Source organism: Anaerophaga thermohalophila str. Valhall, from assembly GCF_000250735.1.
In the GTDB taxonomy this organism is placed as follows: domain Bacteria; phylum Bacteroidota; class Bacteroidia; order Bacteroidales; family Marinilabiliaceae; genus Anaerophaga; species Anaerophaga thermohalophila_A.
In genome coordinates this window covers 1-4,497 of the sequence record NZ_AHZV01000179.1, presented here as the reverse complement: position 1 = coordinate 4,497, position 4,497 = coordinate 1, and the positions used below count along the sequence as shown (strand labels likewise).

Sequence of the window (4,497 nt, the reverse complement as noted above, 5' to 3'; positions counted from 1 at the left end):
TTTCCTGCATCAAATTTGTCTGCGGTTGCTTGCGTTTTTTGTATATTTGAACATCTCATGGCGAAAACTTATGAATAAAGCAGGTTAAGACTCCTGACCCAAGAGGACAGGAAAGACAATACAATCTCTTTTTCTTAAAAATTAATTGACCTAAGTTCTATAACTGCCATTCGGCTGAAAGCATAGTAAAACATTCTAATTTAGTATGTGTCAATAAACTCGCAAAAATTTTTACACTATGTGTGTCTGTTCAGAAAGTGCCGATTGCAAGGCTTGCGAAGCAGCCAAAAACGCAGTTTACTTTTCGTAAATGAGATTCTTTTGGCGGCAAGCGTAACACAGCAAATGGTACTTTATGGACAGACACCAATTACTTTTTCCCCAGACCTCCCAAAGCCTGGGTAACACGGTCCAGAATTATAGCAAGGATCACAATACCAAGACCGGCTTCAAAGCCAAGGCCTACTTTCGCCTGCAGGATACCCGAATAAACGCGTTCTCCAAGTCCGGCGGCGCCTACCATCGATGCAATAACAACCATCGACAGGGCAAGCATAATAACCTGGTTAACTCCGGCCAGAATTGTGGGCATAGCCAAAGGTATCTGAACCTTAAACAGCAATTGTCTTTGTGTGCTTCCGAATGACAAGGCGGCCTCTACTACTTCGCCCGGAACGCCGCGAATCCCAAGGCTCGTAAGCCGAACCGCCGGAGGTAAAGAAAACACAACGGTTGCCACAACTCCGGGAACATTCCCGACAGAAAAAAACAGAATGGCGGGAATCAGATAAACAAAAGCCGGCATGGTTTGCATAAAGTCGAGAATTGGTCTTACTATCTGATCCACTCTACTGCTTCTGGCAGCCCATATTCCCAATGGTATACCTATTAAAAGAGCAATAAAGGCCGAAACCAATACCAGAGCGAGGGTTTCCATAGTCTCTTCCCAGTACTGCATCCAAAGAAGAATAAACAGTCCGATAACAGTAAAAACGGCGAGACCAAAGGCTTTCTTAAAGCCCTTTTTGGTAAACCCCGGCCTGAAACCTTGCGCCTGAACGAAATAAGCAATCAATGCCAGGATAATCATAATACCCCATGAGGGTACCGCCAGCAATGCCGTCTGAAAGCCATCCACCATATTTTCTATCAAATAGGCGATGCCGTCCAGAACCGGTCCGGCATGGTCGGTGATAAAATCGATGGCTTGTTCTATAAATTTTCCAATATTAAGTTTATCCATAATTAAAGACCTCCGCTGTTTTTAATTTCAATAATCTCTTCACGGTCGCGGCCTGTAACTTCGGCAATGACCGAGGAGTGTACTGCAACACCAAGCAATCTGTCTTCCTCATCAACCACCGGAAGTGGCAATTGCTTGTCGATAAACAACGGCAACAGGTCAGCTGCCGGCGTATCTGGAGAAACCTTTGGCATCACATCTGAAATCAGAATCTTTTTCAGATCCCTGTCGTCCTTATTCTTCAGCTCCACAACATCACGGTCCATCACAAAACCAAGGAACTTATTTTCGCGATCGACCACCGGCAACCTGTTGACGCCCATTTCGCGCATACGCCTCAAGGCCAGTGCCGGACCATCTTTTTCGATAATCAGTTTACCTGTGTCCTTAAACATCAGACTTGATGCGGTAACAATTTTGCTGCGGTCGACATTTTCTACAAAAGCTCTCACGTAGTCGTCGGCCGGTTTTACCAATATCTCTTCAGGGGTTCCTATTTGAACAATTTCGCCATCTTTCATTATGGCAATCCGGTCGCCGAGCTTCAAAGCTTCGTCAAGGTCGTGGGTAATAAAAACAATGGTCTTTTTCAATTTTCGCTGAAGCTCGATGAGCTCGTCCTGCATGTTTGTTCGAATAAGCGGGTCGAGCGCACTAAAAGCCTCGTCCATCAGCAGTATTTCCGGATTGGTGGTAAGCGCTCTTGCCAGACCAACGCGCTGTTGCATACCACCACTCAATTCTCCGGTCATCATATCCTCATAGCCCTCCAGTCCTACTGTTTTAATCATTTGGCGGGCTTTTTCGAGGCTTTCTTCCTCGGGTTTCCCCTGAATTTCCAGACCAAAGGCAGTATTGGAAAGTACAGTACGGTGCGGAAGCAAACCAAAATGCTGGAAGACCATCGACATTTCGGTACGACGCAACCGGCGTAGTTGTTCCTCGGTCATCCTGGTAACATCCTCCCCATTAACGAAAATTGAGCCCGAGGTAGGTGTATTCAAGCGGTTAAAACAACGAATGAGAGAGGACTTTCCGCTACCGGAAAGTCCCATCACAACAAATATTTCGCCCTGCTCTATCGAGAAGGTGGCATCTTTAACCGCAACCGTACATTTGGTTTTGCTCAGGACTTCATCCTTCGACATGCCCTTTTTTACAAGTTCAAGGGCATGTTTTCGCCTGGAACCAAATATCAGGTACAGGTCTTTAACTTCAATTTTACTCATCTACTTTGAGTTTTTGTTTAGAAATAGTAGCCAATGTTGATATTGAAACGGCTTTCCCATTCGGCATCCGGGTCACCTGCTGCCAAGCCGTTGGTCCACGAACCTAACCAGGCATTATTTTTACCCATGGCATAATCAACATAAGTATAAATGCTTCCTGCAGTTATTAACATTCCTGGAACAAGGTGTTCACTATTCTCGAACTCATCAACATCTTTGGTTATCACAGAATAATCAACGTATGGCTGAATGTTGGAGATAGGGCCCCATTCTACAGGAATTGAATAGGCAAGGCCGGCTACCCATATATTTCCTTCGGCCGCAACATTATAGTTGTAACCATAAGCACCCATCTGAACAGCGTCCAGATCATTTCCTGCATCATCTTTTGCTCCAAAATTGTACGAAATGTATTCGCCTTTAAAATTGAAATTACCAAAATTTCCTACTAAGTGAGCAGCAAAAGCATTGGATGATTCGGATTCATCAAGTACACTGTTGTAATTTTTTCCAAACTGGCCTGAAAGACCAAGTTCCAAACTCTCGGAAACATTGTACGCTGCTCGAACATTAAATTGATTAACCTCTTTAAGTGATGCATCTTCAGAAGGCGTTATATCATAAGAATAACGTGATGCATAGTTAGGTGAACCCTTTGGTTCGGGCTGATGGTAGTAAGCAAAATTCAATTCCAGGTTTTCAATTCCGGTATAGTCAAATTTCATACCCATATCGTAATCGTCTTCCAGACCAACATAATACGGGATCTGGAACCACCATGAGTGTGAGGCATATTTTGTAATACCAAAAGGCACCTGGCTTACACCCAGTTTCATATAAAGGTCATCTGATAAGCCATAACCTAACCAACCATGGTGTATAAAATGACTATTATCCACAGGGTAGAAACGATATTCAAAACTGAGATCAACACCGGCAGTACGGGCATTAACATTCAACCGCCAGGTGTCCCAGGTAAACTGGGGATCCGTCTTGTCATCGTTCCAGCTCTTATCATGAATATTATAACGAACTGCCCCTCCAAACTTCACATAGTCTTCATTCTTTTCCTGGGCATTTACAATACCCTGGGTCAGAAATGCTGCAATGGCAAAAATCGTAAATACTACTTTCTTCATAACAACTATAGTTTTTAGATTAAAAATTAAAAATGAATTCTTCAAAACAACATATTGTTCCAAAAAACAAAAGATGTTTTGTTTCGCTATCGTGTAATAGCAGGGTTATAGAAACTCCTTTCTCCGGCCACGGCATATTTGAAAAGTAGTCTTAAAATTAAATCATTGAACCACTTAACGTCAAGTACTTTTATTTCCAAACCACAAAAAAAAATTTGTTCAGTCCGATAAACACTAAGCTACCAAACTAAATAAATTATTCCTAAAACAATATTTTATTTCTATACCAACGAAACGAGCATGGCAAAGTTTGTCACAACAAAAATATATGTAAGTGCTTGCGTGTGAGTTCCATCAGGCCAATGATTTAGATTAATTATATTCGAATAAAACAAGCATGGCAATGATCGCCTCAAAAGAACATGTATAAGTTCTTGTATGTGAATTCCATCCGACCTTAATAATTATATTCTATACGGTTAAAATATGTGGGGTTTTTTATCTAAATCAGCCGGACAAAACAGGTGCAAATGTAAAAAACACTCTTTACTTATCCAAAAAGTCGCACAGAACCTATTTGAATTGTTCTGAATAGCAAACATGAATAAACTGAAAATGTTCAGTTCGCTTAAAGTAAATCGACAGATTCGGTTGAGCTGTTGTGCTTAGTCTGTAGCAAGTAATTGAGATACTGATAACGATATAAGCAAACCGGGCATTTGTAAAAGCCTGACGTACTATTTTTTCTATATCGAATTCGCAAGGAATAGATCACACTTTTTTACCATTCCTTGTGGATTTTGGGTAAAAACACGTTTATTCGCAATATTTTATTAAAGAAACCAGTGAAGTTATTAATTTTGGTGCACTAATAAGTATGTGTCTA

Annotated in this window: 3 protein-coding genes; all 3 read right to left on the bottom strand. The window is 41.6% G+C overall.

The window, feature by feature from the left end:
- Window positions 1-370: 370 nt before the first annotated feature.
- The 3 genes from OQ5_RS0109490 to OQ5_RS0109480 are packed head-to-tail and all read right to left on the bottom strand — an operon-like array spanning window position 371 to window position 3,611.
- A complete protein-coding gene (locus OQ5_RS0109490) occupies window positions 371-1,243 on the bottom strand; it encodes an ABC transporter permease (RefSeq protein ID WP_016777267.1) in 873 nt (290 codons plus the stop codon).
- A 2-nt stretch (window positions 1,244-1,245) separates the two neighbouring features.
- Window positions 1,246-2,472, bottom strand: coding sequence for a quaternary amine ABC transporter ATP-binding protein (locus OQ5_RS0109485; protein WP_016777266.1), 1,227 nt, complete (start codon window positions 2,470-2,472; stop codon window positions 1,246-1,248).
- 17 nt (window positions 2,473-2,489) lie between these two features.
- The gene (locus tag OQ5_RS0109480; protein WP_016777265.1) at window positions 2,490-3,611 is read right to left on the bottom strand and encodes a hypothetical protein; all 1,122 of its coding nucleotides are present in this window, start codon (window positions 3,609-3,611) and stop codon (window positions 2,490-2,492) included.
- Window positions 3,612-4,497: the final 886 nt, after the last annotated feature.

What these genes read in the sequence shown, in the direction of transcription:
- OQ5_RS0109490 (WP_016777267.1), bottom strand. Translation starts at nt 1,243, where the DNA reads ATGGATAAACTTAATATTGGAAAATTTATAGAACAAGCCATCGATTTT.
- OQ5_RS0109485 (WP_016777266.1), bottom strand. Translation starts at nt 2,472, where the DNA reads ATGAGTAAAATTGAAGTTAAAGACCTGTACCTGATATTTGGTTCCAGG.
- OQ5_RS0109480 (WP_016777265.1), bottom strand. Translation starts at nt 3,611, where the DNA reads ATGAAGAAAGTAGTATTTACGATTTTTGCCATTGCAGCATTTCTGACC.